This window comes from Rhizobium sp. BK313, from assembly GCF_014193655.1.
Classification (GTDB): domain Bacteria; phylum Pseudomonadota; class Alphaproteobacteria; order Rhizobiales; family Rhizobiaceae; genus Rhizobium.
On the sequence record NZ_JACHZQ010000005.1, the window covers coordinates 432,792 to 458,355 of the forward strand.

A 25,564-nucleotide genomic window follows, 5' to 3' on the forward strand; every position below is an offset into this window, starting at 1 on the left:
TGATGGACAAGACCTGGAACAACAAAGCCTGGTTCATGCTCATCCCCGTCTTGCTGCTGGTCGGCTTCTCGGCCGTCATTCCGCTGATGACGGTGGTGAACTATTCGGTGCAGGATACTTTCGGCAACAACGTCTTCTTCTGGGCGGGGACACAGTGGTTCGAGGAGATTCTTCATTCCAGCCGCTTCTGGGACGCCATGTTCCGCAACCTGATCTTTTCCTTCATCATCCTGGCGATCGAGATCCCGCTCGGCATCTTCATCGCCCTCAACATGCCGAAGAAGGGTATCGGCGTGCCGGTGTGCCTGGTGCTGATGGCCCTGCCGCTGCTTATCCCGTGGAATGTGGTGGGGACGATCTGGCAAGTGTTCGGCCGCAGCGATATCGGGCTGATGGGCTATGTCCTCGTCGGCCTCGGCATCGACTACAATTACGTATCCGACCCGGCAGATGCCTGGATGACGATCATCATCATGGATGTCTGGCACTGGACCAGTCTCGTCGTGCTGCTCTGCTATGCCGGCCTCGCTTCCATTCCCGACGCCTTCTATCAGGCCGCCAAGATCGATGGCGCCTCGCGCTGGTCCGTTTTCCGCTACATCCAGCTCCCGAAGATGAACAGGGTGCTTTTGATCGCCGTGCTCCTGCGTTTCATGGACAGTTTCATGATCTATACCGAACCTTTCGTCGTTACCGGCGGCGGCCCCGGCAACTCGACGACCTTCCTGTCGATCGATCTCGTCAAGATAGCTCTCGGCCAGTTCGATCTCGGCCCGGCGGCGGCAATGTCGCTCATCTACTTCCTGATCGTGCTTCTGCTGTCCTGGATCTTCTACACCGTCATGACCAATTATGATGCGGGAGCGACGCGATGAGCGGCAAACCTCTTTCGACCTCCGCAGGCGATACCGCCATGAACAAGATGGCGGCTTCCAGCCCGGTCGCCGGCGTTACCGCCACGACCGGCACACAGCCGATGCGCCGGCATGGCGAGGAAGGGCGCTGGTCCTGGCTGGTGCCGACGCTCTACATTATCTTCCTGCTCTTGCCGATCTACTGGCTCGTCAACATGAGCTTCAAGACCAATGAGGAGATCGTCAGCGGATTGACGTTCTATCCGCACGAGCCAACGCTGCGCAATTACGCCATCATCTTCACCGATCCGTCCTGGTACAAGGGCTATATCAACTCGATCACCTACGTTGTCATGAACATGGTGATCTCGGTTGCCTGCGCCCTTCCAGCAGCCTACGCCTTCTCGCGGTACCGCTTCCTCGGCGACAAGCATGTCTTCTTCTGGCTGTTGACAAACCGCATGGCGCCGCCGGCTGTCTTCGCGCTGCCCTTCTTCCAGCTCTATTCGGCCTTCGGCCTGATCGACACTCACATTGCGGTGGCGCTGGCACATTGCCTGTTCAACGTGCCGCTGGCCGTCTGGATTCTCGAAGGGTTTATGTCCGGCGTGCCGAAGGAGATCGACGAAACGGCCTATATCGACGGCTATTCGTTTCCCCGCTTCTTCATCAAGATCTTCATTCCGTTGATCGCAAGCGGCATCGGCGTCGCCGCCTTCTTCTGCTTCATGTTCTCCTGGGTCGAACTCCTGATCGCCCGCACCCTGACGACAACAGACGCCAAGCCGATCGCCGCCATCATGACGCGCACGGTCTCGGCCGCCGGCATGGACTGGGGCCTGCTTGCGGCGGCAGGCGTACTGACGCTGATCCCCGGAGCGCTCGTCATCTATTTCGTCCGCAACTACATCGCCAAGGGCTTCGCACTCGGCCGCGTCTAAGAGGAACCCGCCATGAATACCGATTTTTCCTGGATGGCCTGGACGTTGCCGACGGTGCTGTTCTTCGTGACGATCCTGGTAATTCTGATCGGCATGGCGGTCTGGGAATATTTTTCGCCCGGTGGCCATCCCCGCGTCGGCATCCTGCATTTCGAAACGACGCGCGGCGATCGGCTGTTCGTCTCGCTCCTCGGCGCCGCTTTCATTCATATCGCTTGGTTGGGTCTGGGAGGGCCCAGCCTTTGGTGGGCTCTTGCCATTTCCGTGGTTTACGCCATCGGCGTTTTCCGCCTGGTCTAGCATGGTTTCAAAGAGTTACCGCGTCCTTTGCCCATCGATAGGCAAGCGGCGCAGTAAGACAAGTCGATACAGATGGCCGGGGGGTCTGGCCGTCTGACAATGCACTCGCAACCTGTAGGGAGGAATATATGCGACGGCATCTCTTAACAACAACGGCAGTCGTGCTGCTGGCTCTGGCCGGGTCGGCCCACGCCGGCATGAACGAAGCCAAGGCATTCCTGGACAAGGAGATCGGCGATCTCTCGACACTCTCGCGCGCCGACCAGGAAAAGGAAATGCAATGGTTCGTCGATGCGGCCAAGCCCTTCCAGGGCATGGAGATCAAGGTGGTCTCGGAAACCTTGACGACGCACCAATATGAATCACAGGTTCTGGCGCCGGCCTTCACCGCCATCACCGGCATCAAGGTCACCCACGACGTCATCCAGGAAGGCGACGTCGTCGAAAAAATCCAGACACAGATGCAGACCGGCCAGAACCTCTATGACGGCTGGGTCAATGATTCGGACCTGATCGGCACCCATTGGCGCTACAAACAGGTGCGCAACCTGACCGACTGGATGGCCAATGAAGGCAAGGACGTTACCAATCCCGACCTGGACATCGCCGACTTCATCGGCACCAGCTTCACCACCGCTCCGGACAAGAAGCTCTATCAGCTTCCCGACCAACAGTTCGCCAACCTTTATTGGTTCCGCTACGACTGGTTCAACGACGAGAAGAACAAGGCCGATTTCAAGGCCAAATACGGCTACGATCTCGGCGTGCCGGTCAATTGGTCGGCCTATGAGGATATCGCCGAGTTCTTCACCGGCCGCGATGTCAACGGCAAGAAGGTCTTCGGCCATATGGATTACGGCAAGAAAGACCCGTCGCTCGGCTGGCGCTTCACCGACGCCTGGCTTTCCATGGCCGGCAACGGCGACAAGGGCCTGCCGAACGGTCTGCCGGTCGACGAATGGGGTATCAAGGTCGACGCCAACTCCCGCCCGGTCGGCTCTTGCGTCGCGCGCGGCGGCGACACCAACGGCCCGGCAGCCGTCTACTCCCTCCAGAAATATCTCGATTGGCTGAAGGCCTATGCACCGCCGGAAGCGCAAGGCATGACTTTCTCGGAATCCGGTCCGGTTCCGGCGCAGGGCAATGTCGCCCAACAGATCTTCTGGTACACGGCTTTCACCGCCAACATGGTCACGCCGGGCTTGCCGGTCATGAACGAGGACGGCACGCCGAAGTGGCGCATGGCGCCCTCGCCGCATGGCGTCTACTGGAAGGACGGCATGAAGCTCGGCTATCAGGACGTCGGTTCCTGGACGCTGATGAAATCCACTCCCGATGACCGCGCCAAGGCCGCCTGGCTTTATGCGCAGTTCGTGACTTCAAAGACGGTGGATGTGAAGAAGAGCCATGTCGGCCTCACCTTCATCCGCGAATCCACCATTCGCGACAAGAGCTTCACCAAGCGTGCGCCGGAACTCGGTGGCCTCATCGAGTTCTATCGCTCGCCCGCACGCGTCCAGTGGTCGCCCACCGGCACTAACGTTCCGGACTATCCGAAGCTGGCGCAGCTCTGGTGGCAGGCGATCGGCGACGCCGCATCCGGCGCGAAGGATGCGCAGGGCGCCATGGATGCCCTATGCGCCGATCAGGAGCGGGTCCTGCAGCGCCTGGAACGCGCCGGCGTTCAGGGCGACATCGGTCCGAAGCTCGCCGAGGAGCATGATCTCGCCTACTGGAACGCCGATGCCGTCAAGAACGGCCATCTCGCTCCACAGTTGAAGGTCGCAAACGAGAAGGAAAAGCCGGTTACCATCAACTACGATGAACTGGTCAAGAGCTGGGCGGACGCGAAGAAATAGGCCGCGGCCATGACGAGATGCGGATGCCGGAGCCTGAAAGGGCTCCGGCATTTTTTTGTCGCGAATGGCTTGGCAAACCTGCATTTCGAGGCACATCTCAACGGCATGGAGCCCACCATTGACTTCGCCGTTGGCGGGTTTGGAACCAAAAGCAGAAAATCGGCAAAAGAAGCCGTCACGCAACTGTCATACACTTGACACATTTCACTCGAGCGCAAACTATCCTTATCCGGATCATGATATCAGCGCGCAGCTGAAGCCGTTGATATGATTCATGGATTTTCTGTGATTTCATAAGGAGAACAGCGTGAGAAACGGATATTTAGGGCGCCGGGCGCTCGTCACCGCCATCGGCCTCGCCGCCGCCCTGCCGGCTTTGGCCGCCGATCTGCCAACAGCCATGCCCGACGACAATCTCAACGCGGTTCTCTGGGATCAAACCTCGGTCGAAGCCAAGGCCAATGCGCTGGGCGCCTATGCGCTCGCCCACTACCGGCTCGACGAGGCGCTGGCGGACAAGAGCTGGACGGCAGCGCCGGCCGAACAGACAGGAGCCTTTCAGGACCTGCCGCCCGCCATTATCCTCGATGTCGACGATACCGTCCTGAACACCTCGCCCTACCAGGCATGGAACGTGATCAACAGCACCAGCTTTACGCCGGACAGCTGGAACAAATACGTCAACGCCGAGCGGGACGTTGCGATCCCGGGTGCCGTCGAGTTCACCCAATATGCCGCTTCGAAAGGCGTGAAGGTGTTCTATGTCACCAACCGCACAGCCGACGAAGAGAAGCCGACCGTCGAGGAAATGAAACGCTTCGGCTTTCCGATGGGCGACAACGTCGACACCTTCCTCAGTGCCAAGGAGCAACCGGACTGGGGCTCGGCCAAGGGCACACGCCGCGCCTTCATCGCCAAGAACTACCGCATTCTCCTGATGTTCGGCGATAATCTCGGTGACTTCACCGACGACTACAAGGGCACAGTCGAGGAACGCGACAAGGTCTTCGAGGCTGACGCCGCCCATTTCGGCCATGACTGGATCGCCATCGCCAATCCGACCTACGGCTCGTTCGAAAGTGCGCCCTATCACAGCGACTACAAGCTTTCGCCGGAACAGCAGCGCCAGATGAAACACGATGCGCTGAAGCCGTGGGACGGGAAATAAGCGCTCTTCGACGAATGCATATCAGGTGAGTTCCGGCAAAGCCGAGCTCACCTGATCATCACCATAGCCAGCTATCAATTACCCCTTCTTCAACTTTGCCTTCCCCTCGTCCACCAGCTTCTGCGCTGCTTCCGCAACCGTGATCTTGCCGAAAGCGAGCTGATCTGCAACCGGGCGCATGACGTTCTGGTCGAATTCGGTCGAACCGAGCGGCGCCGGCGCCGGATAGGTGCCAACCTGATCTTTCAAGAGATCGACATACTTCACCGTCTGCTGCTCGGTCGGATTGAGCGTCGGCAGGATGGCGGCGCGTACTGCAGGTGACATCGGCACGCCACGTTCGACGCCAAGAATTTTGCCGGCATCGATATCATTGACGAAGAAGTCGATGAATTTCGCGGCCGCTTCACCATTCTTGGTGGTGGCGCCTACGCTCCAGATCAGAGCCGGGCGATAGTAATGGCCCGAGGGGCCGTCTTTCTTTTCACGCGGCAGAAGCGTGATAGCGAGCTTGCTCTTGACCACGAGCTGGTAGCCGACGAGCTGGTTGGAGTAGGCCATGCCCATGGCCGATTTGCCGAGCGCCAGGCAGTTGCTCTCGATGACATTCTGGTCGAGCGTCTGCACGTCCGCCGAGACGGTGCCGCCGCGCTGACGCAGATCTTCCCAATAGGTGTACCATTCCTTGGCGTCATCTACGCCAAAACCGAGACCGCCCTCATCCGTGTAGAGGCTCTTGCCGCGCTGGCGCAGCCAGGCATCGAAGACGTAGTTGTAGCGCGCGCCGTAAGGGCCGCCCCAATAGCTGCGCTTGCCGGATGCCTTGGTCATTTCCACGGCAAGGTCGGCATATTCAGCCCAGGTCGTCGTCGGACTAGGCGGCGTCAAGCCGGCCTTCTTGAATGCGTCCTCATCATAGAACAGCGCGAAGGAATTAAGCCCGAGGCCGATGCCATAGAGCTTGTTGTCGACCGTCGTCAGCTTCAGCACGTCCTTGCCGAAACTGTCCACCTTCAGCGTCGAGGGCACGAACTGGTCAAGGGCCAGGCAGGCGCCACGCTTCGAATAGTCCGATATTGTGCTCGGCTCGAGCTGGAAGACATCGGAAATGTCCTGGCTGGCCATCGCCGTCGCGAGTTTGGTCCAATAGCCGTCGCCGCTGATGCTTTCGCCAACAACGGAGATATCGGCATTCTTGGTGTGAAACAGCTCGGCGACAGCGACCGTACGCTTGTTGCGATCGGCCGAACCCCACCACATCGCCCGCAATTGCGTCGAGTCGGCGAAAGCAGGCAGAGATCCGCCTGCACCAAAAGCGAGGCCCGCGGCGGCTCCGGCAGTTCCAATCATAAATGAACGGCGATTCATGCGCATGAGATTCCTCCTTCTCTTGCGATGCCTATAGCGTGCTATCCGCGACGATCTCCCGACGCCTCCTGCGGATAAGTTCGATGCGAAGATATGCAATTCTATTGCAGAACGCAATAAACAATCTTTTTCTTGCAAATTTGCATGATTTGCAGAAGTATTGCGACATGAGTGAAGTTCGATCCAAACGTGTCAGGCAAGCCGATATCGCCAGCAGGGCCGGCGTCTCCGTGTCAACGGTGTCGCGGGTGCTGACCAACGAGCCTGGGATCAGCGATACGATCCGCCAACAGATCTTCAAAGTGGCGAGCGATCTCGGCTACCCCTTGAAACAGGCAGCAGAAGCCGTACCCGCCGCGCTGGCGTTGATCGCCAGCGACAGCGTCACGGGCGGCCTGAGCGTCTTCTATGAGGGCATTGTCGAGGGCCTGCGTGCCGGCGCGGCGGAACGTGGCATGCCTTTCGACATACGCCTCGTCCGTGAAGCAAGGACAGCGCCCGATCATATCAAGGAATATCTCCAGACGGCCGGCGCCGAGGGTCTATTTCTCGTCGGTATCGATCCATCCGACGAGCTGCGCATCTGGCTGGAGGACAGCGGCACGCCGGTCGTGCTCGTCAACGGCACCGATTCGAGACTGCGCTTCGATGGCGTCTCCCCCTCGAATTTCTTTGGCGCCTATGCGGCGACGCGCCGGCTGATCGAAGCCGGCCATCGCCGCATCCTGCATCTGACCGGTTCGCATCGCCAGACGATCCTCGAGCGCACCCGTGGTTTTGAAGCAGCGATTGCTTCTATCGAAGGTGGCGAAGGTCGGCTCGTGCCGTTGACGTTCCAGGGGAGCGCCAGCGCGGAAGCCCATGCCGCTACCATCGCCGCCCTTGCTGATGATCGCGGTTTTACCGCGGCCTTCTGCATGAACGATTTCGTCGCGGTTGGCGTGCTCGAAGCGGTACTCGAAGCCGGTCTGCGCGTGCCGGACGATTTCGCTGTTATCGGCTTCGACGACCTGCCGTGTGCGCTGATGACCAATCCACGCCTAGCCACCATGCGCGTCGACCGCGACGCGATCGGGCGCGAAGCCATCGGCCTGATGACCGCCCGTTTTCGCGACCGCGAGGCGCCCGCGCGCCAAGTTTGCCATGCCGTCATTCCCGTCCCCGGCGGTACCATCCCGCCCGAAACCTGAGCCCGCGTCTTTAGCGGCGACGACCGAAAAAGAGCCAGACCGATGATCTACGACCCCGCCAGCACCAACCCGCTCGCCGGCAATCCGTTGGAAAACCGCGCCGATATGCGCCGCGCGTTGATCGACCTGTTCTATCCGCTTCTGCCTTACTTCTCGAAAGGCAATGCCCGCGTTCGCATCGATGCTGCGGGCGCGCATTTCGACCGCGCTGCCGCCGATCTCGAGGGTTTCGCCCGTCCACTCTGGGGCCTCGCACCGCTCTGTGCCGGCGGCGATGATTTTGCCCATTGGGACCGCTATGCCGAAGGGATCGCCAATGGCGTCGATCCCAGCCATCCGGAATATTGGGGCACCGTCAACAGCCGCGATCAGCGCATGGTCGAACTTGCCGCCCTGGGCTTTGCGCTTGCTCTGGTACCCGAAAAGATCTGGGAACCGCTCGACAGCAGAGCCCGCAGCAATCTGATCACTTATCTCAAGCATGCCCGCACCTTCGACTATGCCGACAACAATTGGAAATTCTTCCGCGTCCTCGTGGATATCGCCCTCGACCGGCTGGGTGCCGAGTTCGATCGCAGCCTGACGGAGGACTATCTCAGGGAATTGGACGGGCTCTATATCGCCGATGGCTGGTACCGCGATGGCAATGTCAGGCGTATCGATCATTACATTCCCTTCGCGATGCATTTCTACGGCCTGATCTATTCCAAGCTTGTCGACGACGACCGCGCCAAGCGCTACCGCGAGCGCGCAGCTCTGTTCGCCAGGGATTTCCGCCACTGGTTCGCGCCTGATGGCGCCACCGTGCCTTTCGGCCGCAGCCTGACCTACCGCTTCGCCTGCGCCGGCTTCTGGTCGGCGCTCGCCTTTGCCGATGTCGAAGCGCTGCCCTGGGGCGAAATCAAGGGGCTCTGCCTGCGGCACCTGCGCTGGTGGGCCGATAAGCCGATCACCAATCGCGACGGCACCCTGCCAATCGGCTACGGCTATCCCAACCTGCTGATGTCGGAAAACTACAATTCCTCAGGCTCCCCCTACTGGGCCTTCAAGGCCTTCCTGCCGCTAGCGCTCTCCGCGACGCATCCCTTTTGGACCGCCGAGGAAAAGCCGTATGTTGCCGAACCGGCGGTCGTGCCGCTCAAGCACCCCGGCATGGTGATGATGCATAGCAAAGCGGATGTCGTGGCGCTGTCTTCCGGCCAGGAAAACTTGCAGATGCGCTTTGGGCCGGAGAAATATGCCAAATTCGCCTATTCCGCCCGCTACGGTTTCAGCGTCGAAAGCGACGAACGCGCTTTTGGCGGCGGCGCCTTCGACAGCATGCTCGCCTTCAGCGACGACGGCCTGCATTACCGCGTCCGTGAAGCCAACGAGGAGGCGAAGCTCGCCGGCGACACGCTTTACGCCAAGTGGTCGCCCTGGTCCGATGTCACAGTCGAAACTTGGCTTATCCCCGCGGCGCCTTGGCATGTCCGCCTGCACAAGATCGTCACGCCGCGACCACTGCAGACCGCTGAAGGCGGTTTTGCCATTGCCCGGCGAGATTTGGAGGCCGATACGCTCTCCTCACAGAAAGGCGCGGCCTATGTTGTCGGCGAGGCGGATTTCAGCGGCATTCTCGATCTCGGCTCGACTGTACCCCGTGACGGCCTGGCACAGAAAGCGCCGCCGAACACCAATCTGATCGTCGCCAAAACGTTGGTACCGCAACTGCGCGGCACAATCCCGGCCGGCGAAACCATTCTTGTTTCCGCCGTCCTCGCCGAGCGCGACCCCGCCGCCGTCTCCGGCGCCTGGACAAAGCCACCGGGAAAACCCGATCTCGATGCCTTGCGCGCGCTGATCGTCGAAAAGGGCGTCACCGTCAGTGCCATCAAGGCGCCGGGACGGCTGGCATGATCCAATCTGCCCCAGGCCGCCCCACCATCGCCTTCGCCATGCAGTCCGCACGCACGCAGCATGTCCTGACGCCTGAGTTGATACAGCGCCTCGATACGGTCGGCCGCGTGCTCGACGCCGTGCCGATGGAACGTTTTGACGACGAAAGAGCGCGAAAGCTACTTGGCGAGACGGAGATCCTGATCACCTCCTGGGGCTCGCCACATATCGACGCTGCCGTGTTGGCGCAGGCACCGCATCTGAAGCTGCTGGCGCATGCCGCCGGAACCGTAAAGGGTCTGATCGAGGATAGCCTGTTCGACAAAAACATATTGGTAAGCCATGCAGCGCAGGCCAATGCCCTGCCCGTCGCCGAATTTACCCTTGCCGCCATCATCTTCGCCGGCAAGCAGGTCTTCCGCTTCCGCGACGTCTATGTTGCCGACCGTCATCGCGGACGCACGCAGCCGATGCAGAGCGAAGCCACGGGCAACTACGGCCGAACGGTCGGCATCATCGGCGCATCGCGCATCGGCCGGCGGGTGATCGAATTGCTCGCGCCATTCGACTACAAGATCCTGCTTTGCGATCCGATGGTCGATGAGGCCGAGGCACGGCGTCTCGGCGCCGAGAAAACTGAACTCGACGCCTTGATGGCGCGCTCCGACATCGTCTCGCTGCACGCCCCTTCACTGCCCGAGACGCGGCGTATGATCGGCGCCCGCAACCTATCGCTGATGAAACAGGGCGCGACCTTCATCAACACCGCGCGCGGCGCGCTGGTGGATGAGGCAGCTCTGCTCGCGACGCTGAAAACCGGTCGCATCGACGCGATCATCGACGTCACCGATCCCGAAATCCCGGAGGCAAGTTCCGCCTTCTATGACCTCCCGAATGTCTTCCTGACGCCGCATATCGCCGGTGCCATCGGCCTCGAACGCACTCGCCTCGGCGAGATGGCGGTGGAGGAAGTCATCCGCTTCGTCGAGAGCAAGCCCTTGATCTACGGAATCCGTCGCGACGACCTGGCGCGCATGGCGTAAAGCCTCGGAATCATCACCAAACCGCCCCATTTCGGCACGCGCGGAAAACCCGTTTTTAATCATTCTGGGCTAGCAATCTCTTCAGCAAAGAGGTTCTAGTCATGCGTACCCGTATCGTATCTATCGCTGCGTTGTTGTTGCTTGGAGTATTGGCGGGCTGTGCCACGGCTCCATCCCATACCCGCAATGTCTGCGCGATCTTCGATCAGCGCGACGGCTGGTTCAACAATTGGCAGCGCGCCGCTGAACGCACGGAGCGGGAGTACGGCGTGCCAGTGCCGATCCTGATGGCGACGATCTATGCCGAATCCGGCTTCCAGCCGCGCGCCCGGCCGCCGCGCACGAAGCTGCTCGGCTTCATTCCCTGGACACGGCCTTCCACCGCCTATGGCTATTCGCAAGCGCTCGACGGTGCCTGGGATCACTATCAACGCGATACGGGCCGTTGGGGTGCGCGCCGCACCGACTTCTCCGACGCGATCGAATTCATCGGCTGGTATCACGCCCAAAGCCATGAGCGTAACGGCATCGCATTGAACGATCCCTATAATCTTTACCTGGCTTATTATGTCGGTTGGAAGGGCTATGAGCGGGGAAGCTGGCGCGGCAATGCCGATCTGCAGCGCACAGCGCAAAAGGTCGCCAGCATGTCGACGCTCTATGCCTCGCAGCTGCGCAATTGCGATTGAGGCGGCGCTCGAGGTCTGGCGCTAAAGTAAAGACAGAGCCGCTCTAGGGTCGGGCCTCGAGCAGGTTGAGCCCATCGTCCTTGCCCCATATGTCGGCGATCGACACCTGATGGCCTGTCCGGCTGCTTTCCAATGCCGCGATGCCGCAGAGAACCGAGAGCGCGCCTGCGCGTGAGCCCGCGCGCTGTCTCAGCTCGTCATTCGGCCCGGAACGCAGCAGCATGTTGCGCAACCGATCGTCGCCGCCATAGTGACCGCCCGAGGAGTAGGGTACCCAGATGCGCTCGACATCGCCGAAATTCTTCATGACGACGATCTCGTCGGCCGGCGGCGTCGTCCAATGCTGCTTTTCGTATTGTCGCAGCTCGATGCGGCCCTTGTGCCCGTTGAAAGCGATATGGTGACCTTCGATCGGCATGTAGGTGTTCAGCGAATAGGAGACGTTGACGCCGTTGCGATAGCGGATCGAGGCGACCATCGTGTCGGGAATGTCGATGTCCTCGCGGAAGACGCAGGCGTCGCGGACGTAGCCGTCGACCTTGGACGGATCCTCGTAGAGGCTTTCGAGCAGCGGCGTGGCGCTGATATCGAGATAATAATCACACTCGTCCTTGTACCGACAGGTGCGACAGCGCTCGCCGCGGAAAGGGCCTTTGCGGCCATAGTGCTTGAGATCGGCAAAGGCAGATACCGTTTCCGGATCGGAATCGAGATACCAGTTCAGAAGATCGAAATGGTGTGTCGCCTTGTGGACGAAGAGACTGCCGGAATTTTCGACGAAAGCGTGCCAGCGACGGAAATAGTCGGCGCCGTGACTGGTATCCAGATACCAATGAAAATCAACTGACGTGACATCGCCAATGACGCCGGAGTTGATGAGCTCCTTGATCTTCGCCGCCGTCGGAGCGAAGCGATAGTTGAAGGAGACGTCGACCCGCTTGCCGGTGCGCGCTTCGGCATTGAGGATGCGTTTGATCTTGCCGACTGTCGTCGTCATCGGCTTTTCACTGATGACATTGGCGCCAGCTTCCAGCGCCTTGACGATCAGGTCGTCATGGGTGGAATCGCGGGTGCATACGATGACAAGGTCGGGCTTTTCGACCCGCAGCAGCTCGTCGAAATCCGTATAGACGGGCACCGAAGCGCCGATATAGTCCAGCGCGCGCTTGGCCCGCATCGCGTTGAGATCGCAGACAGCGACGAGCTCGACCTCATCGCTCCAGCGCTCGACCAAATCCTTGCCCCACATGGTGGCGCCGCGATTGCCCGTGCCGACCAGGGCGTAGCGTTTCTTCAATGACGGCATGTTTTTCCTCCAGAGTCCGCAACGGCGATGGTCAGGTTAGTCCGGCTCGGCCGCACCTTCTTGCCTGGCCCCTCACCCCAACCCTCTCCCCGCAAACCGGGGCGAGGGAGTTTATCATGCATGATGTTGCCTCGGTCCTACTGGTTGGGCCGATCGGCTTGCTCCGTAGTCCCCTCTCCTCGCACGCGCGGGGAGAGGGCTAGGGTGAGGGGCCATGTGCGACAGTACGTCAAAGACAAACGCGCCCGACCTTAACCAGAATCCTATTTCGGCGACGTCTCCATGGCGCTCCAATCCGGCTCGACGGACGAACCGAGGCCGATCGCGCCGACGACAGAACCGATGGCAATCCTCCCAGCCTCGATCTTCAGCCGCGTCCGCCCATCGCGAACGGCATAGAGGTCGGAATGAGCCCGTGCGAAAGCAGCCTGCTCAGCCTCGGGTGCACCGGCCATGCCGTCGACATAGTGGTGACCGTTGCGCTCGATATGGGTCATTCCGATCAGCGAAGCGAGCGCCAGATCCTCTTGCACGGCGAGGCCGCCCTGCGTCGTCAGGTCTTCCGCCGACATGAAATAGGCCGTGCCGTCATCGGCGCTCCACTTTGCGACGCGCGCGCGGTTCAGCAGCGAGCGATAGAAGCCCTTGCAGGACTTAGAGGAGATCCCGGTATAGCCAAGCCGTCTGGCAGTGACGAAGGCGTCGATATCGGCATCGGATTCATCGATCTCGACCGGCTTGAAGGCTGCAAGTGCCCTCACCGGCTTCTCGAAAGCATGGGCACGGGCAATCGGCTGCTCGACAAACAGGATCGAAGCCGCAAAGCGAGCCAGCCGCGGCTCAGCCTGGATGCGCGTCAGCAGATCGGCGGCGGCTTCGGCGGAGGTAAATTGCTCGTTGCCGTCGAGCGTCACGGAATAGGTCGGCATCTTGGCATCGATCACCGCAGCAATGCGGCAGAGCCGGTCGATATCGGCATCGGGAACACCAGACACCTTCACCTTGAAGAAGGTCAGGCCATAGGCGTCGATCGCCTCTTCGAAACTTTCCGGCAGGCCGTCATTCAGACGGTCGGCGGCCGGGATATCGCCCGCCTGGATAGCATCGACCAGACCGACCGTATGCCGCGCGGCGAGGCTTCCGGCCGGTGCCAAGCTCGATAGGAAACCGGACAGATCGAAACCTGCCAGGTCAGGCGCCGTCGATGCGTCGATGCCGGGCCGATTGGCCCTAATCGCCTGCGCGACCGTCAGCCCTTCCAGCCGACAGAGCGCGTCGAGGACCGCCCGATTGGCAAGCGCTAAGCCGAAAGACGCCACCAGCCCATTCAACGTCTCCGCGGCGGCCCGCGCATGATGGGCCGCTTCGACGGCGGCATGCAGCGAAAAAGCCGTGCCCAATCCCGCACATTTCAAGGCGTCCAGCGCCAGCGCCAGCGAGCGGCGGAGCTGGTTTTCATTATCGGCATTGGAGAGCTCGGGCGATTTATCGAACCATTTCGGCACCATCAGTTCGGCAGCCATGCCGCTCGCCGAACTACCGCGAGCGTCTTCGATGCGGACACGCAGAAAAATCTGCCGCGCCTCCCGCAGTGTGGCCGCCCCGAAGCGGAACGGAAGCCGCAATTGCACCGGACGTTCGAAGGTCTCGGCCTCGACAAGCCTGATTTTCAGGGGTTCGGTCATGGTCTCAAGGTCTCCTGCCGATGGTCGGGCCAAGCACGAAAGTGCGGCAGCGGAAGATTTGCCTGTCTATCTCGAAGCCCCGTATCACAAGACGAGCCCTTGCGGGAAAAGACAACCATCCCTCAAATCTCCAGCGGCTCGACATCCAGCCAGCGGCGCTCGGCCCAGCTCTTCAAACCGAGAGAAGCGAGTTGGACGCCCTTGGCGCCTTCTGTCAGCGTGTAGCGCCAGGGCGCGTCTTCGAGCACATGGCGCAGGAACATTTCCCACTGGATCTTGAAGCCGTTGTCGTAGACCTGATTGTTCGGCACTTCATCCCAGGTGTTGTAGAAATCGATCGTCTGCGGCTGGTCCGGATTCCAGACCGGCTTCGGCGTGTTGACACGATGCTGCGTCCAGCAACGCGTCAGTCCCGCCACCGCCGAGCCATGCGTGCCGTCCACTTGGAAGGTGACGAGATCATCGCGACGAACGCGGACGGCCCAGGAGGAATTGATGTGGGCGATGATACCGCCTTCAAGTTCGAACGTGGCGTAGGCCGCATCGTCGGCGTCCGCAACATAGCGGCGGCCGGCCTCGTCGACGCGCTCGGGGATGTGGGTAGCGCCCAGACAACTGATCGCCTTCACCGGCCCGAACAGATTGTCGAGCACATAGCGCCAGTGGCAGAGCATGTCGAGGATGATGCCGCCGCCATCTTTCTTGCGATAGTTCCACGACGGCCGCTGCGCCGTCTGCCAGTCGCCTTCGAATACCCAGTAGCCGAATTCGCCGCGAACGGAGAGGATCTTTCCGAAAAAACCGCTGTCGCGCAGCATAGCGATCTTGCGAAGGCCCGGCAGAAACAGCTTGTCCTGCACGACGCCGTTTTTCAGGCCGGAAGCCTTGGCCTTGCGGGCGAGCGCTATCGCCGCGTCGAGGTCGTCGGAGATCGGTTTTTCGCAATAGATGTGCTTGCCGGCATCCAGCGCCTTCGAAATCAGCTCGGCGCGCATCTGCGTGGTCGCCGCGTCGAAAAAGATCGCATCGTCGGGATCCGCAAGCGCGCCCTCAAGATCGGTGGTCCAGCGCTCGATGCCGTATTTGCGGGCAAGCTCCTCCAGTCGCGCAGCATTGCGGCCGACGAGAACCGGATCGGGCATGACGCGTTCGCCGTTCGACAACAACACGCCGCCTTCGGCACGAAGCGCCACGATCGAGCGAATGAGGTGCTGGTTCAGCCCCATACGTCCGGTGACGCCGTGCATGATGATACCAACGCGCTTCATGATCCCTCCTGAAATGTTTGACCCGACTCCCTCCAGAGTCAGGAAAAGCAACGGCTTGGCTGATCAGCCAAGGTAACTATATAGTTACACGATCGCGCGTTATCCCCGGATTTGTCAATCGCCTTTCGAAAATTTCTGACAGTCATCAGGCCCTGATAGAGGCGAGGGTCACCGAAACGATGTGCTCGCCCCAGGCCTTCAACTCTGCCGGCGCCGTCAGCCTGCGGGCGAAAATCGTCGACAGCGTATGACGATTGGACAGGTAGAAGAAACCGAGCGCCGCAATGGTGAGGTAAACGGACACCGGGTCGATGGCCGGCCGGAAGATGCCGGCTGCTTCACCTCGTCGCAGTACGTCGGCAAGCTCGCCGATGAAGTGCGAGTGCATCGCCAAAATCTTGTCGGAGCGCTTCAGATAGCGCGCTTCATGCAGATTTTCGGTCACGAGCAGGCTCAAAAATTCCGGATGATCAAGAAAGTGATGCCAAGTGAAGAGCGCAAGCTCCCGCATCCCTTCCTCAGGATTACGGTGCGTAAGATCGAGATTTTTCTCCGCACTGCGGATCGCCGCGTAGGTCGCTTCCAGCACGGCAACATAGAGCCCCTCCTTGTCGCCGAAATAGTGATAGAGCATGCGCTTGTTGGTCTGCGCCCTCGCCGCGATCGCATCCACTCTGGCACCGCCGAAACCATGTGCGGCAAATTCCTCGGTCGCCGCATCCAGGATCATCGCATGTGTGCGCTGCGGATTGCGCGACACCCTCTGCGGCCTCGTTTCCTCATCCCCGTAAGCGCCCGCTTTCGCTGATTTTTCAGTTCCTTGCGTTGCTCTGTTTACCATGGACAATCCTCCTCCCCGATCTATCTCTTTCGCAACAGACGCCTCCAGCCTCAGCGCAGGTCGTTTTGATTGTGACACGATTGGCGCTTGACAGCGCTCGAGTTTCTATCCAACTTGTAACCAAATAGTTATATCATGCAAAGCAGTTCGTAAATCACCGGTTAACTGGGGAGGAGACCAGGATGACTTTGACGATCGATCGCCGGCAGTTGCTTGCCGGCATGGCAGCCACTGTTGCTTTCGGCGGTATCGGACTTGCTCGCGCCAATGCGGCAACCTCGATGCGCTTTCTGTGGTGGGGTTCGAAGGAGCGAACCGACCGCACGCTGGCCGCCATCAAAGCCTATCAGGGCAAGAATGCCGATGTTTCCATCGCAGGAGAGTCATTCGGCTGGGATAATTACTGGACTCGTCTGGCCACCCAGACCGCCGGCGGCAATGCGCCCGACCTGATCCAGATGGATTATCGCTACATCTTCGAATATGCACGCCGCGGCACGCTGCTCGACTTCACGCCCTATATGGGCAAGGGTCTGGCGATCGACGATTTCGGCGCACCCAACATCGACTCCGGCAAAGTCGACGGCAAGCTTTACGGCGTCAATCTCGGCGTCAATTCCAGCATGGCAGCCGTTAACACCGTGGCCTGGGCGGAAGCGGGCGTCGAGCCGATGCATGATGGCATGACCTGGGATCAATTTGCTGAAGCATGCGCCAAGGTAACGGCTGCCGGCAAGCGGCGCGGCTTCTACGGCTCCCAGGACGCGAGCGGCGTCGAACCCTCTTTCGAATGTTGGCTGCGCCAGCGCGGCAAGGCACTTTACACCAGCGACGGCAAGCTTGCCTTCGAGGCCAAGGACGCCGCGGACTGGTTTACCTTCTGGGGCCATATGCGTGACATCAAAGCCTGCGTGCCGGCCGATGTCCAGGCGCTTGATCAGCTAACGATCGAGACGAACATGATTGCGCTACGCAAGGCGGCCGTTTGTTTTGCCCATTCCAACCAGTTCATCGCCATCCAAGGCCTCGGCAAGGAAAAGCTCGACATCTTCGCCTACCCGAACCCCGGCCCCAACGGCAAACCCGGCCAATATCTGAAACCGTCGATGCTGATGTCGGTTTCTGCAACATCGGCCAACAAGGACGCCGCGGTCGCCTTCGTCAACTATCTGGTGGAAGACCCCGACGGCACCAAGGCACTTGGCGTCGAGCGCGGCGTTCCCGCTTCGGCCAAGATCCGCGAACTGCTGACGCCCGATCTCGATGCGGCGAGCAAGCAAGTCGTCGACTACATCGGCCGCCTGACGCCACAGGTCGGAGCACTGCCGCCGTCTCCGCCGAACGGCGCCGGCGAAAATGCATTCCTGCTGAAGAAAATCGCCGAGGAAGTGGCCTTCGGCAAAACCAGCGCGCAGGACGCTGGAACGAAGTTCGTTGAACAGGCGGCGGCAAACGTAACGCGAGGCTGATACCGTGGGCACAAACCGCAACAGCGTTGCCGGTGGCTTGGCCATTGGCGCGAACGCGCCAGTGCGCGTCGAAACTTATCAGAAGGCACCGGGCGTGTTTGCGCGCAATGCGCCGGGCTATCTGTTTCTCCTGCCCTGGTTCATCGGCTTCTTCGGCCTGACCCTCGGGCCGGCGGTCGTGTCGCTGTATCTGTCTTTCACCGACTATAACCTGCTGCAGGCGCCGCATCTGGTCGGACTGGAGAATTATGCGCGCATCGCCACCGGCGACGACAAGTTCATCTCGTCGATGAAGGTGACTTTGTTTTACGTCGTGTGTTCCGTGCCGCTGAAACTTGCCTTCGCGCTGTTGGTGGCGCTGTTGCTCAACCGTGGCATTCGTGGCCTGCCGGTCTATCGCGCCATCTTCTATCTGCCGTCGCTCCTCGGCTCCAGCGTCGCCATCGCAGTACTCTGGCGGCAGATTTTCGACGGCGACGGCGTCGTCAACACGCTGTTGTGGTACGTGCTCGGCATCAATGGTCCGAGTTGGATTTCCAACCCGAACTACTCGCTCTACACCCTCATCATTCTCGCCATCTGGCAGTTCGGCTCGCCGATGATCATCTTCCTTGCGGGCCTCCGGCAGATCCCAACCGATCTCTATGAGGCCGCCAGCCTCGACGGCGCATCCAAGGCGCGGATTTTCTTCAAGATCACCCTGCCGCTGCTGACACCGGTCATCTTCTTCAACGCTGTCGTGCAGACCATCGACGCCTTCAAGGCCTTCACGCCGGCCTATGTCATCTCGTCAGGCACCGGCGGGCCGATCGACTCCACCTTGTTCTACACGCTCTACCTCTACCAGGAAGCCTTCGGCTATTTCCGCATGGGATATGCCGCAGCCCTTGCCTGGGTCCTGGTGATCATCATCGCGATCTTCACCGCCTTCTCTTTCCTCTCCGCTCGTTATTGGGTCCACTACGATGACTGACGCGAAGCTCACCCACTTTCCTGACGATCTGAACCCGCCGCGCGGGCGTCCTTGGTTCCTGTCGGTCCTCATCCACGTCGCGCTGGTCGGTGCATCGATCGTGATGCTCTACCCGTTGCTCTGGATGCTGTCCGGCTCGATCAAAGACCAGAATGAAATCTTCGGCACCGCATCGCTGATCCCGTCGCAGTTCGACTTCAGCTCCTATGCGCGCGGCTGGTTCGGCGGGCAGGTGACCTTCGGCTCGTTCGTGTGGAACTCCGTCGTCATCGCCGTCCTTTCTGTCATCGGCAATGTCATCTCCTGCTCGCTTGCGGCCTATGCCTTCGCGCGGCTGAATTTCTGGGGCAAGAATTTCTGGTTCGCGCTGATGCTCGGCACGCTGATGCTGCCCTATCACGTTACCCTGATCCCGCAATACATCCTGTTCCTGAAGCTCGGCTGGGTGAAAACCATGCTGCCGCTGGTCGTACCGAAATTCCTTGCGGTCGACGCCTTCTTCATCTTCCTGATGGTGCAGTTCTTCCGCGGCATTCCGCGCGAGCTGGACGAGGCGGCGATGATGGATGGCTGCAGCCCCTGGCGTATCTACTGGCGCATCATGCTGCCGCTGTCGCTGCCGGTTCTCGCGACCGCCGCCATCTTCTCCTTCATCTGGACCTGGGACGATTTCTTCGGCCCGTTGATCTATCTCTCCGACATCAACACCTACACGGTGCAGCTCGGCCTGCGCTCCTTCGTCGACTCGACCGGAAGCTCCGACTGGAGCAGCCTGTTCGCCATGTCGAGCATCTCGCTGATCCCCGTATTTCTGATCTTCCTGTTCTTCCAGAGGCTGCTGATCGACGGGATCGCGACCGCCGGCCTCAAGCGCTGATACGAACCTTACGGTCCCGAATGCCCAAGGTTTGGGACCGTAACCAAAGAAACCCACTGAAAGGAAATGTCGCATGAGCGCGCTGCGCTTTGCCGCCATCGGCCTCAATCACGATCACATCTACGGCCAGGTCAACGTCATGCTGCGGGCAGGCGCCGAGCTGGTCGCCTTCCACGCCGTCGAGGACGAGCTTGCGGCCGTCTTTTCCGGACGCTTCCCACAGGCAAGACGCGTTGCAGACAAGCGCGAAATCCTCGAGGACAGCTCGATCGACCTGATCGTCAGTGCGGCGATCTCCAGCGAGCGGTCGGGCGTCGCAATCGATGCCATGCGCCATGGCAAGGATGTGATGCTCGACAAGCCCGGCATGGTGACGCTGGATCAGCTCGCCGAGGTGCGCAGGGTACAGGCCGAAACCAAGCGTATCGTCTCCATTCTCTATTCCGAACATTTCGAGACCGCCTCGACCGTCAAGGCCGGCGAACTGGTCAAGGCCGGCGCCATTGGCAAGGTCATCCACACGACCGGTCTCGGGCCGCACCGGCTGCGCAAGCCGACGCGGCCGGAGTGGTTCTTCGACCGCAAGCGCTATGGCGGCATCATTACCGATATCGCCTCGCATCAATGCGAGCAGTTCCTCTTCTTCGCCGGCTCGCTGGAAGCCGAGGTTCTGTCCGCGACCGTCTCGAACCGCGCCAATTCCGACACGCCCGGCCTGCAGGATTACGGCGATTTCCACCTGCGCACGCCTGACGTCACCGGCTATGTCCGCGTCGACTGGTTCACGCCCGACGGGCTTCCCACCTGGGGTGATGGCCGCCTCTTCATTGTCGGCACCGAGGGCACCATCGAGCTGCGCAAATATATCGACGTCGCCGGCCGCCCCGGCACCGATCATTTGTTCCTGACCGACCGCAAGGGCATGCAGCATATCGACTGCAGCGGTCTAGAGCTGCCTTATGGCCGGCAACTGGCCGCCGATATCAGGGACCGCACCGAAACCGCGATGGGACAGGATCATTGCTTCAAGGCCATGGAGCTGGCGCTAAAGGCGCAGGCTATCGCCGAGGCGACATCGCTCAACAGCATACAAAGGTAATTTGCACATGTCCGACGTTAAGAAAGTTGCGGTCATCGGTCTCGGCATCGGCCGCTCTCATATTGTCGAGGGCTATCTGCCGCATCCCGACCGCTTCGAAGTCGCCGTGCTCTGCGATCTCAACGAAGAGCGCCTGAACGCCATTGGCGACGAGTTCGGCATCACGAGGCGCATCAAGGATTTCGTCGAAGTGCTGAACATGCCGGATATCGACATTATCGATATCTGCACGCCGCCCGGATCGCATTTCGAGCTGATCCTGCAGGCGCTTGCCGCCGGCAAGCATGTGGTCTGCGAAAAGCCGCTGGTCGGCTCGCTCGCCGATATCGACGCCATCATCGCAGCGGAAAAGACGGCGAAAGGCAGACTGATGCCGATCTTCCAATACCGCTATGGCGACGGCATCCAGAAGGCCAAGCGCATCATCGACGCCGGCATCGCCGGCAAGCCCTATGTCGCCACTTCCGAAACCCATTGGGTCCGTACCGGAGAATACTATGCCGTTCCCTGGCGCGGCAAATGGGCGACAGAACTCGGCGGCGTGCTGATGACTCATTCGATCCATCTGCATGACATGCTGACCTATCTGATGGGGCCGATCGCTGGCCTCTTCGGCCGCGTCGCCACCCGCGTCAACGATATTGAAGTCGAGGATTGCGCCAGCGCGAGTCTGCTTATGGCCAACGGCGCGCTTGCGACGATCAGCGCGACGCTTGGTTCGCAGGAACAGATCAGCCGACTGCGCCTCGCTTTTGAAAACGTTCTGATCGAGAGCAACCACGAACCCTACAGCCCCGGCCAGGACCCGTGGAAAATCGTGCCCGCCAATGATGAAGTGGCGGCGAAGATCGATGCATTGCTTGCCGATTGGACCCCCGTGCCGATCCGTTTCAACACGCAGATGAAGCTCTTCCATGAAGCTCTGGTTTCCGGCGGACCACTGCCGGTGACCACGGTCGACGCCCGTCAGGCGCTGGAGCTGGTGACCGCGTTCTACGAATCGTCGGAAACCCGTACCGAGGTCCGCTTTCCGGTCGGCCCGGAGAGTACGAAATACAAGAGCTGGAGGCCGGCATGACTACGGCCCTGCGAGCCATCAGGACGAACAAGGAGGAAGCGCCCATGGCGACAAGTGTCTCGCTGCAGAAGGTTATCAAGCGTTATGGCGAGCTCGAGGTCGTCCACGGCATCGACCTGGAAATCGAGCCCGGTGAATTCGCCGTTTTCGTCGGTCCGTCCGGCTGCGGCAAGTCCACACTGCTGCGCATGATCGCCGGGCTGGAGCCGATTTCCGGCGGCACGCTCTATCTCGACGGCAGCCGCATGAACGACGTCCCCGCCTCCAAGCGCGGCATCGCCATGGTGTTCCAGTCCTATGCGCTTTATCCGCACATGTCGGTCTACAAGAACCTCGCCTTCGGCCTGGAAACGGCGGGCATGAAGAAACAGGAGATCCAGCCGCGCGTCGAAAAGGCTGCAGAAATCCTACAGATCAAGCAGCTCCTGCAGCGCAAGCCGAAGCAGCTCTCCGGCGGCCAGCGCCAGCGCGTCGCCATCGGCCGCGCCATTGTGCGCGAACCGAAGATCTTCCTCTTCGACGAGCCGCTGTCCAATCTCGACGCCGAACTGCGCGTGCAAATGCGCGTCGAGATCGCCCGCCTGCACCAGCGGCTCGGCAATACCATGATCTACGTCACCCACGACCAGACGGAAGCCATGACCATGGCCGACAAGATCGTGGTGCTGAATGGCGGCAACATCGAACAGGTCGGCGCTCCGCTCGATCTCTACAACAAACCGCGGAACAAATTCGTTGCCGGCTTCATCGGCTCGCCGAAGATGAATTTCCTGGAGGCAAAGATCGTTGCCTCGGACGACGGCTCCGCCGTCATCGACCTCAACGGCCAGACCGTTCGCCTGCCGCGCCGGCTGGGGGGCATCAAGCCCGGAGAATCTGTCACGCTCGGCGCCCGGCCTGAACATCTGAACGTCGGCGATCGCGGCCTGGCGCTCGGCAGCGCCCGCGTCGATCTGGTCGAACATCTCGGCGGCCAGACGATCCTCTACGCTTCCCTCCAGGGGGGCCAGTCATTGACGGTTGCGCTGGAAGACCAGCAGCCGATCCGCGCCGGCGAAACGGTGAATATCCATATCGATCCCGAGCGCTGCCATCTGTTCGGGCCAGATGGAAAGACTCTGTAAGGGAAGCTAATGGCGCGCAGGGTTATCTCGTCCACCAAGGGCGAGATGGGTTCCGCATTTGCCGCGCCTTAAACCTCGACTATTCGCCGGCTACCCAGGGTTCTGATCTGACCGGTAGGAACAGTCTCTGTCGAAGTTCCAGCTCTCGGATGAAGCCTCAACCGCCGGGTTACGCCCGGCGGCAAGTGGAACCAGTCATCCTCCGCCCGATAGGCTTCGAAATCGATCTGTACCGATTGCGCCAGCCGGTCGCCACGCAGATCGAGGAACCAGTGATCATCCTGCTGCGAAACGGATGCCACGATTTCGGACTCGTGGAAGGCTTTCGTCCTGCCCAAGGGAAAATCGAAGGCCTCGGCAATCAACCTCCCGGTATCGCGCGCCGTCAACTGCGCCACCGTCACGTCATGCGACGGCGGCCCGAAACGGAAGGCATAGGTCGTGTCGAAGAAGGCGCCGAAGAGATCGGTGCAGGCGATCTTGCGTTTGGCGCGGGCTTCGATCGACAGTTCCTGTTTGCCGCTCACCACAGTCTGCCGGCCGTCTCGCAAGCAGACCACATCGAGATCAAGATCAACGACAACATCGCCCTCGTTGATGACGTGCACATTGAGGCCGTTGGTACCTTCGTCGGTCAGCAATACCTGTATCGGCCGAAAGGCACGACGGAGCGCATACCATATGGCTTTCGGCTCGCCGGTCGAATCGATCACGCCCCAGCCGGGGCCGGGCAGCAGATCCTGCAGCGTCCAGACGAGGGCACCATTGCAGCCGGAGCCCTGCCGCCGCCATTCGGCATAGGCCTCTTCCGCGACTTCGCCGGTGACAGCCCGCGACAAAGCCAAATAGAGATCGGGGTCCTCCCGCCGCAGCCGGTTCGGCTCGAAGCCGTAGAGCTCGCTCAAATAGTGATCGCGCACATCCTCGAAATCCCAGGAAGCCCCGCGGTCGCGCGGCACACGCTCCTTCCATAGCGGGCTATGGACCGCCGGGACCGGAAGATGCCGCGCCAGCGTCCGGGCCTGCGGCACATGTGCGAAAGCCAGGCTTTCCGCTGCGAAGCGGACATCGGCGCGACGCGCATCGTCGAGCGGCCGCATATAGGCCCCGACGCCATAGTAGTGCGTCACACCTGCATTTGGGGAAAACGGCATGGCGCCGCCTGAGGGAGAATTGACGACATAGGGAACGTCGGGCCGCAGGGACTTGACGACCGCCGGGATGACCTCCTCCACGATCGGGCTCGCCCAAAACCGCTCCGGCAGTCCCAGCATCGCCGCCTGTTGATGCATCTCGCTGCCGCCGCAAAGCACGGCGAGCGACGGCGACAGGCGCGTGCCGGAAAGAAACTGCGCCGCTTCCGCCTCGACATGGGCAGTAAAAGCCTTGTCGTTCTTCGGATAATCGAAATTGGCGAACATGAAATCCTGCCAAACCAGCAGGCCGAGTTCGTCGCAGAGCCGGAAGAATTCCCGGGTCTCATAGGCCATGGTGCCGCCGATGCGGACCATGTTCATGCCGGCCTCCGCCGCCAGCCGCAGCCAGGGATCGTAGTCTTCGCGGCCACCGGGCAGACGGGCGATATCCGCCGTCGTCCAAACGGCGCCGCGGCAGAAGATGCGCTCGCCATTGACAACAAGCGCAAAATCTCGGCCGTCCGCGCCACGATCGACTATCAGCCGGCGGAAACCGGTACGCCCGAGCGGATGCTCGACACCATCGATGATCAGCGCGACATCATGAAGATAGGGCGTTCCATGGGTATGCGGCCACCAAGGCGTCACGCCGGGGATTTTCAGGATCGCCGTGCAATGCCCGCTATTGTCTTTCTCGAAAGCCTGTTCGACGTCGCCGCAGCGAAGCGCGATCTCACCGACCTGCCCCTCGACAACGAGCGAGGCATAAAGCCGGCCCTCGCCGTCCGCCAGCAGATCCGGACGCAGAGAAAGGTCGCGAATGACGGGACTATGCGGGCGCAACAGCGAAATCGGCCGCCAGGGACCGACAGCTTGGATTTCCGGGCACCATCCGGGCATATGGCCGAGCAGGGTCGTGCGCACCAGGCGCAACCCCTGCGGCGTGATCATCTGCGGCCGCCAGCGGGCCCTAGGGCCGGGTTCGGCAAGCCGCGGTTCCAGGGCGCGAAAACACAGTGCCAACTCATCGCCGCCAAGCAGGTCAACGGCGACTTCGTGCGACTCGAACATGCTTTCGGAGACGAGGATTTTTCTGCCGTTCAGAAAGACTTCGCAGAGCGTCGCCAGTCCCCCGAGCCGCAGAACCGCATTACCGGCGTCGGCATCGACCAATCGGCAAAGATACCAGGCATCCCTGTCATTCAGCGGATGGGGGTGCTCCCGATTGAAGAGCCCGGCCCTTTCCAGCGCCTCGGCCACGGTACCCGGCACCGGCGCCGGGATGAGCCCAGCCGAAAGCGGCACGTCCGAAGGCGAGGCGCAGGCGACCGCATCCGTCAGAACCAGATTCCACCCTTCGCTCAGCAGCGTCTCGCCGCTGATATCAGCCAAACGCCCTTGCATTGGATCCCTCAGCT

Annotated in this window: 21 protein-coding genes; 15 read left to right on the plus strand and 6 right to left on the minus strand. The window is 60.8% G+C overall.

The genetic code is table 11. The annotated features are described in order from the left end of the window. The first annotated feature begins 2 nt into the window (after positions 1–2). The 5 genes from FHT86_RS25525 (at position 3) to FHT86_RS25545 (ending at position 5,122) form a co-directional block, all read left to right on the plus strand. Positions 3–875, plus strand: a complete 873-nt coding sequence (locus FHT86_RS25525; RefSeq protein WP_133708867.1) for a carbohydrate ABC transporter permease — start codon at positions 3–5, stop codon at positions 873–875. A 47-nt stretch (positions 876–922) separates the two neighbouring features. Continuing rightward, positions 923–1,795 carry a carbohydrate ABC transporter permease gene (locus FHT86_RS25530; RefSeq protein WP_246779662.1) on the plus strand — a complete coding sequence of 291 codons (873 nt, stop codon included), beginning with the start codon at positions 923–925 and terminating at the stop codon, positions 1,793–1,795. 12 nt (positions 1,796–1,807) lie between these two features. Beyond that, on the plus strand, positions 1,808–2,095 hold the full coding sequence (locus FHT86_RS25535; RefSeq protein WP_133708865.1) for a DUF2160 domain-containing protein: 288 nt from the start codon (positions 1,808–1,810) through the stop codon (positions 2,093–2,095). Positions 2,096–2,223: 128 nt separating this feature from the next. After that, positions 2,224–3,954: an ABC transporter substrate-binding protein gene (locus FHT86_RS25540; RefSeq protein ID WP_133708864.1), complete on the plus strand. Its 1,731-nt coding sequence runs from the start codon at positions 2,224–2,226 to the stop codon at positions 3,952–3,954. A 307-nt stretch (positions 3,955–4,261) separates the two neighbouring features. After that, positions 4,262–5,122, plus strand: a complete 861-nt coding sequence (locus tag FHT86_RS25545) for a 5'-nucleotidase, lipoprotein e(P4) family (RefSeq protein WP_133708863.1) — start codon at positions 4,262–4,264, stop codon at positions 5,120–5,122. Positions 5,123–5,200: 78 nt separating this feature from the next. Here FHT86_RS25545 and FHT86_RS25550 read toward each other — a convergent pair whose 3' ends face one another. After that, complete coding sequence (locus FHT86_RS25550) at positions 5,201–6,496, minus strand: ABC transporter substrate-binding protein (RefSeq protein WP_133708862.1); 1,296 nt, start codon at positions 6,494–6,496, stop codon at positions 5,201–5,203. 161 nt (positions 6,497–6,657) lie between these two features. Between FHT86_RS25550 and FHT86_RS25555 the strand changes: the two genes are divergently transcribed. From FHT86_RS25555 to FHT86_RS25570, 4 genes are all read left to right on the plus strand, one after another. Continuing rightward, complete coding sequence (locus FHT86_RS25555; protein ID WP_133708861.1) at positions 6,658–7,680, plus strand: LacI family DNA-binding transcriptional regulator; 1,023 nt, start codon at positions 6,658–6,660, stop codon at positions 7,678–7,680. Positions 7,681–7,722: 42 nt separating this feature from the next. Further along, positions 7,723–9,579, plus strand: coding sequence for a DUF2264 domain-containing protein (locus FHT86_RS25560; RefSeq protein WP_133708860.1), 1,857 nt, complete (start codon positions 7,723–7,725; stop codon positions 9,577–9,579). Then, on the plus strand, positions 9,576–10,601 hold the full coding sequence (locus FHT86_RS25565; RefSeq protein WP_183868904.1) for a hydroxyacid dehydrogenase: 1,026 nt from the start codon (positions 9,576–9,578) through the stop codon (positions 10,599–10,601). The genes FHT86_RS25560 and FHT86_RS25565 overlap by 4 nt, the downstream gene beginning before the upstream one ends. Positions 10,602–10,702: 101 nt before the next feature. Continuing rightward, on the plus strand, positions 10,703–11,290 hold the full coding sequence (locus FHT86_RS25570) for a hypothetical protein (RefSeq protein ID WP_133708859.1): 588 nt from the start codon (positions 10,703–10,705) through the stop codon (positions 11,288–11,290). Positions 11,291–11,333: 43 nt separating this feature from the next. Here FHT86_RS25570 and FHT86_RS25575 read toward each other — a convergent pair whose 3' ends face one another. From FHT86_RS25575 to FHT86_RS25590, 4 genes are all read right to left on the minus strand, one after another. After that, positions 11,334–12,596, minus strand: coding sequence for a Gfo/Idh/MocA family protein (locus tag FHT86_RS25575; protein ID WP_133708858.1), 1,263 nt, complete (start codon positions 12,594–12,596; stop codon positions 11,334–11,336). Positions 12,597–12,859: 263 nt separating this feature from the next. Continuing rightward, positions 12,860–14,281, minus strand: a complete 1,422-nt coding sequence (locus tag FHT86_RS25580; RefSeq protein WP_133708857.1) for a mandelate racemase — start codon at positions 14,279–14,281, stop codon at positions 12,860–12,862. Positions 14,282–14,403: 122 nt separating this feature from the next. Continuing rightward, positions 14,404–15,549, minus strand: coding sequence for a Gfo/Idh/MocA family protein (locus FHT86_RS25585; protein ID WP_133708856.1), 1,146 nt, complete (start codon positions 15,547–15,549; stop codon positions 14,404–14,406). 145 nt (positions 15,550–15,694) lie between these two features. After that, entirely contained in the window at positions 15,695–16,390 is a 696-nt protein-coding gene (locus FHT86_RS25590) for a TetR/AcrR family transcriptional regulator (protein WP_133708855.1), read from the minus strand. A gap of 182 nt (positions 16,391–16,572) precedes the next feature. Between FHT86_RS25590 and FHT86_RS25595 the strand changes: the two genes are divergently transcribed. From FHT86_RS25595 to FHT86_RS25620, 6 genes are all read left to right on the plus strand, one after another. Further along, entirely contained in the window at positions 16,573–17,859 is a 1,287-nt protein-coding gene (locus FHT86_RS25595; protein WP_133708854.1) for an ABC transporter substrate-binding protein, read from the plus strand. Between the two features lie 43 nt (positions 17,860–17,902). Then, positions 17,903–18,832: a carbohydrate ABC transporter permease gene (locus FHT86_RS25600; protein ID WP_409527624.1), complete on the plus strand. Its 930-nt coding sequence runs from the start codon at positions 17,903–17,905 to the stop codon at positions 18,830–18,832. Next, positions 18,825–19,709, plus strand: a complete 885-nt coding sequence (locus FHT86_RS25605) for a carbohydrate ABC transporter permease (protein ID WP_133708852.1) — start codon at positions 18,825–18,827, stop codon at positions 19,707–19,709. Before FHT86_RS25600 ends, FHT86_RS25605 begins: the two co-directional genes overlap by 8 nt. A 73-nt stretch (positions 19,710–19,782) precedes the next feature. Next, positions 19,783–20,808, plus strand: coding sequence for a Gfo/Idh/MocA family protein (locus FHT86_RS25610; protein WP_133708851.1), 1,026 nt, complete (start codon positions 19,783–19,785; stop codon positions 20,806–20,808). Positions 20,809–20,815: 7 nt separating this feature from the next. Beyond that, complete coding sequence (locus tag FHT86_RS25615) at positions 20,816–21,886, plus strand: Gfo/Idh/MocA family protein (RefSeq protein ID WP_133708850.1); 1,071 nt, start codon at positions 20,816–20,818, stop codon at positions 21,884–21,886. 44 nt (positions 21,887–21,930) lie between these two features. After that, positions 21,931–23,010 carry an ABC transporter ATP-binding protein gene (locus FHT86_RS25620; protein WP_133709269.1) on the plus strand — a complete coding sequence of 360 codons (1,080 nt, stop codon included), beginning with the start codon at positions 21,931–21,933 and terminating at the stop codon, positions 23,008–23,010. A 68-nt stretch (positions 23,011–23,078) separates the two neighbouring features. Here FHT86_RS25620 and FHT86_RS25625 read toward each other — a convergent pair whose 3' ends face one another. Beyond that, on the minus strand, positions 23,079–25,550 hold the full coding sequence (locus FHT86_RS25625) for a glycoside hydrolase family 2 protein (protein WP_133708849.1): 2,472 nt from the start codon (positions 25,548–25,550) through the stop codon (positions 23,079–23,081). Positions 25,551–25,564: the final 14 nt, after the last annotated feature.

What these genes read in the sequence shown, in the direction of transcription:
- FHT86_RS25525 (WP_133708867.1), top strand. Translation starts at nt 3, where the DNA reads ATGGACAAGACCTGGAACAACAAAGCCTGGTTCATGCTCATCCCCGTC.
- FHT86_RS25530 (WP_246779662.1), top strand. Translation starts at nt 923, where the DNA reads ATGGCGGCTTCCAGCCCGGTCGCCGGCGTTACCGCCACGACCGGCACA.
- FHT86_RS25535 (WP_133708865.1), top strand. Translation starts at nt 1,808, where the DNA reads ATGAATACCGATTTTTCCTGGATGGCCTGGACGTTGCCGACGGTGCTG.
- FHT86_RS25540 (WP_133708864.1), top strand. Translation starts at nt 2,224, where the DNA reads ATGCGACGGCATCTCTTAACAACAACGGCAGTCGTGCTGCTGGCTCTG.
- FHT86_RS25550 (WP_133708862.1), bottom strand. Translation starts at nt 6,496, where the DNA reads ATGCGCATGAATCGCCGTTCATTTATGATTGGAACTGCCGGAGCCGCC.
- FHT86_RS25555 (WP_133708861.1), top strand. Translation starts at nt 6,658, where the DNA reads ATGAGTGAAGTTCGATCCAAACGTGTCAGGCAAGCCGATATCGCCAGC.
- FHT86_RS25560 (WP_133708860.1), top strand. Translation starts at nt 7,723, where the DNA reads ATGATCTACGACCCCGCCAGCACCAACCCGCTCGCCGGCAATCCGTTG.
- FHT86_RS25565 (WP_183868904.1), top strand. Translation starts at nt 9,576, where the DNA reads ATGATCCAATCTGCCCCAGGCCGCCCCACCATCGCCTTCGCCATGCAG.
- FHT86_RS25570 (WP_133708859.1), top strand. Translation starts at nt 10,703, where the DNA reads ATGCGTACCCGTATCGTATCTATCGCTGCGTTGTTGTTGCTTGGAGTA.
- FHT86_RS25575 (WP_133708858.1), bottom strand. Translation starts at nt 12,596, where the DNA reads ATGCCGTCATTGAAGAAACGCTACGCCCTGGTCGGCACGGGCAATCGC.
- FHT86_RS25580 (WP_133708857.1), bottom strand. Translation starts at nt 14,281, where the DNA reads ATGACCGAACCCCTGAAAATCAGGCTTGTCGAGGCCGAGACCTTCGAA.
- FHT86_RS25585 (WP_133708856.1), bottom strand. Translation starts at nt 15,549, where the DNA reads ATGAAGCGCGTTGGTATCATCATGCACGGCGTCACCGGACGTATGGGG.
- FHT86_RS25590 (WP_133708855.1), bottom strand. Translation starts at nt 16,390, where the DNA reads ATGGTAAACAGAGCAACGCAAGGAACTGAAAAATCAGCGAAAGCGGGC.
- FHT86_RS25595 (WP_133708854.1), top strand. Translation starts at nt 16,573, where the DNA reads ATGACTTTGACGATCGATCGCCGGCAGTTGCTTGCCGGCATGGCAGCC.
- FHT86_RS25605 (WP_133708852.1), top strand. Translation starts at nt 18,825, where the DNA reads ATGACTGACGCGAAGCTCACCCACTTTCCTGACGATCTGAACCCGCCG.
- FHT86_RS25610 (WP_133708851.1), top strand. Translation starts at nt 19,783, where the DNA reads ATGAGCGCGCTGCGCTTTGCCGCCATCGGCCTCAATCACGATCACATC.
- FHT86_RS25615 (WP_133708850.1), top strand. Translation starts at nt 20,816, where the DNA reads ATGTCCGACGTTAAGAAAGTTGCGGTCATCGGTCTCGGCATCGGCCGC.
- FHT86_RS25620 (WP_133709269.1), top strand. Translation starts at nt 21,931, where the DNA reads ATGGCGACAAGTGTCTCGCTGCAGAAGGTTATCAAGCGTTATGGCGAG.
- FHT86_RS25625 (WP_133708849.1), bottom strand. Translation starts at nt 25,550, where the DNA reads ATGCAAGGGCGTTTGGCTGATATCAGCGGCGAGACGCTGCTGAGCGAA.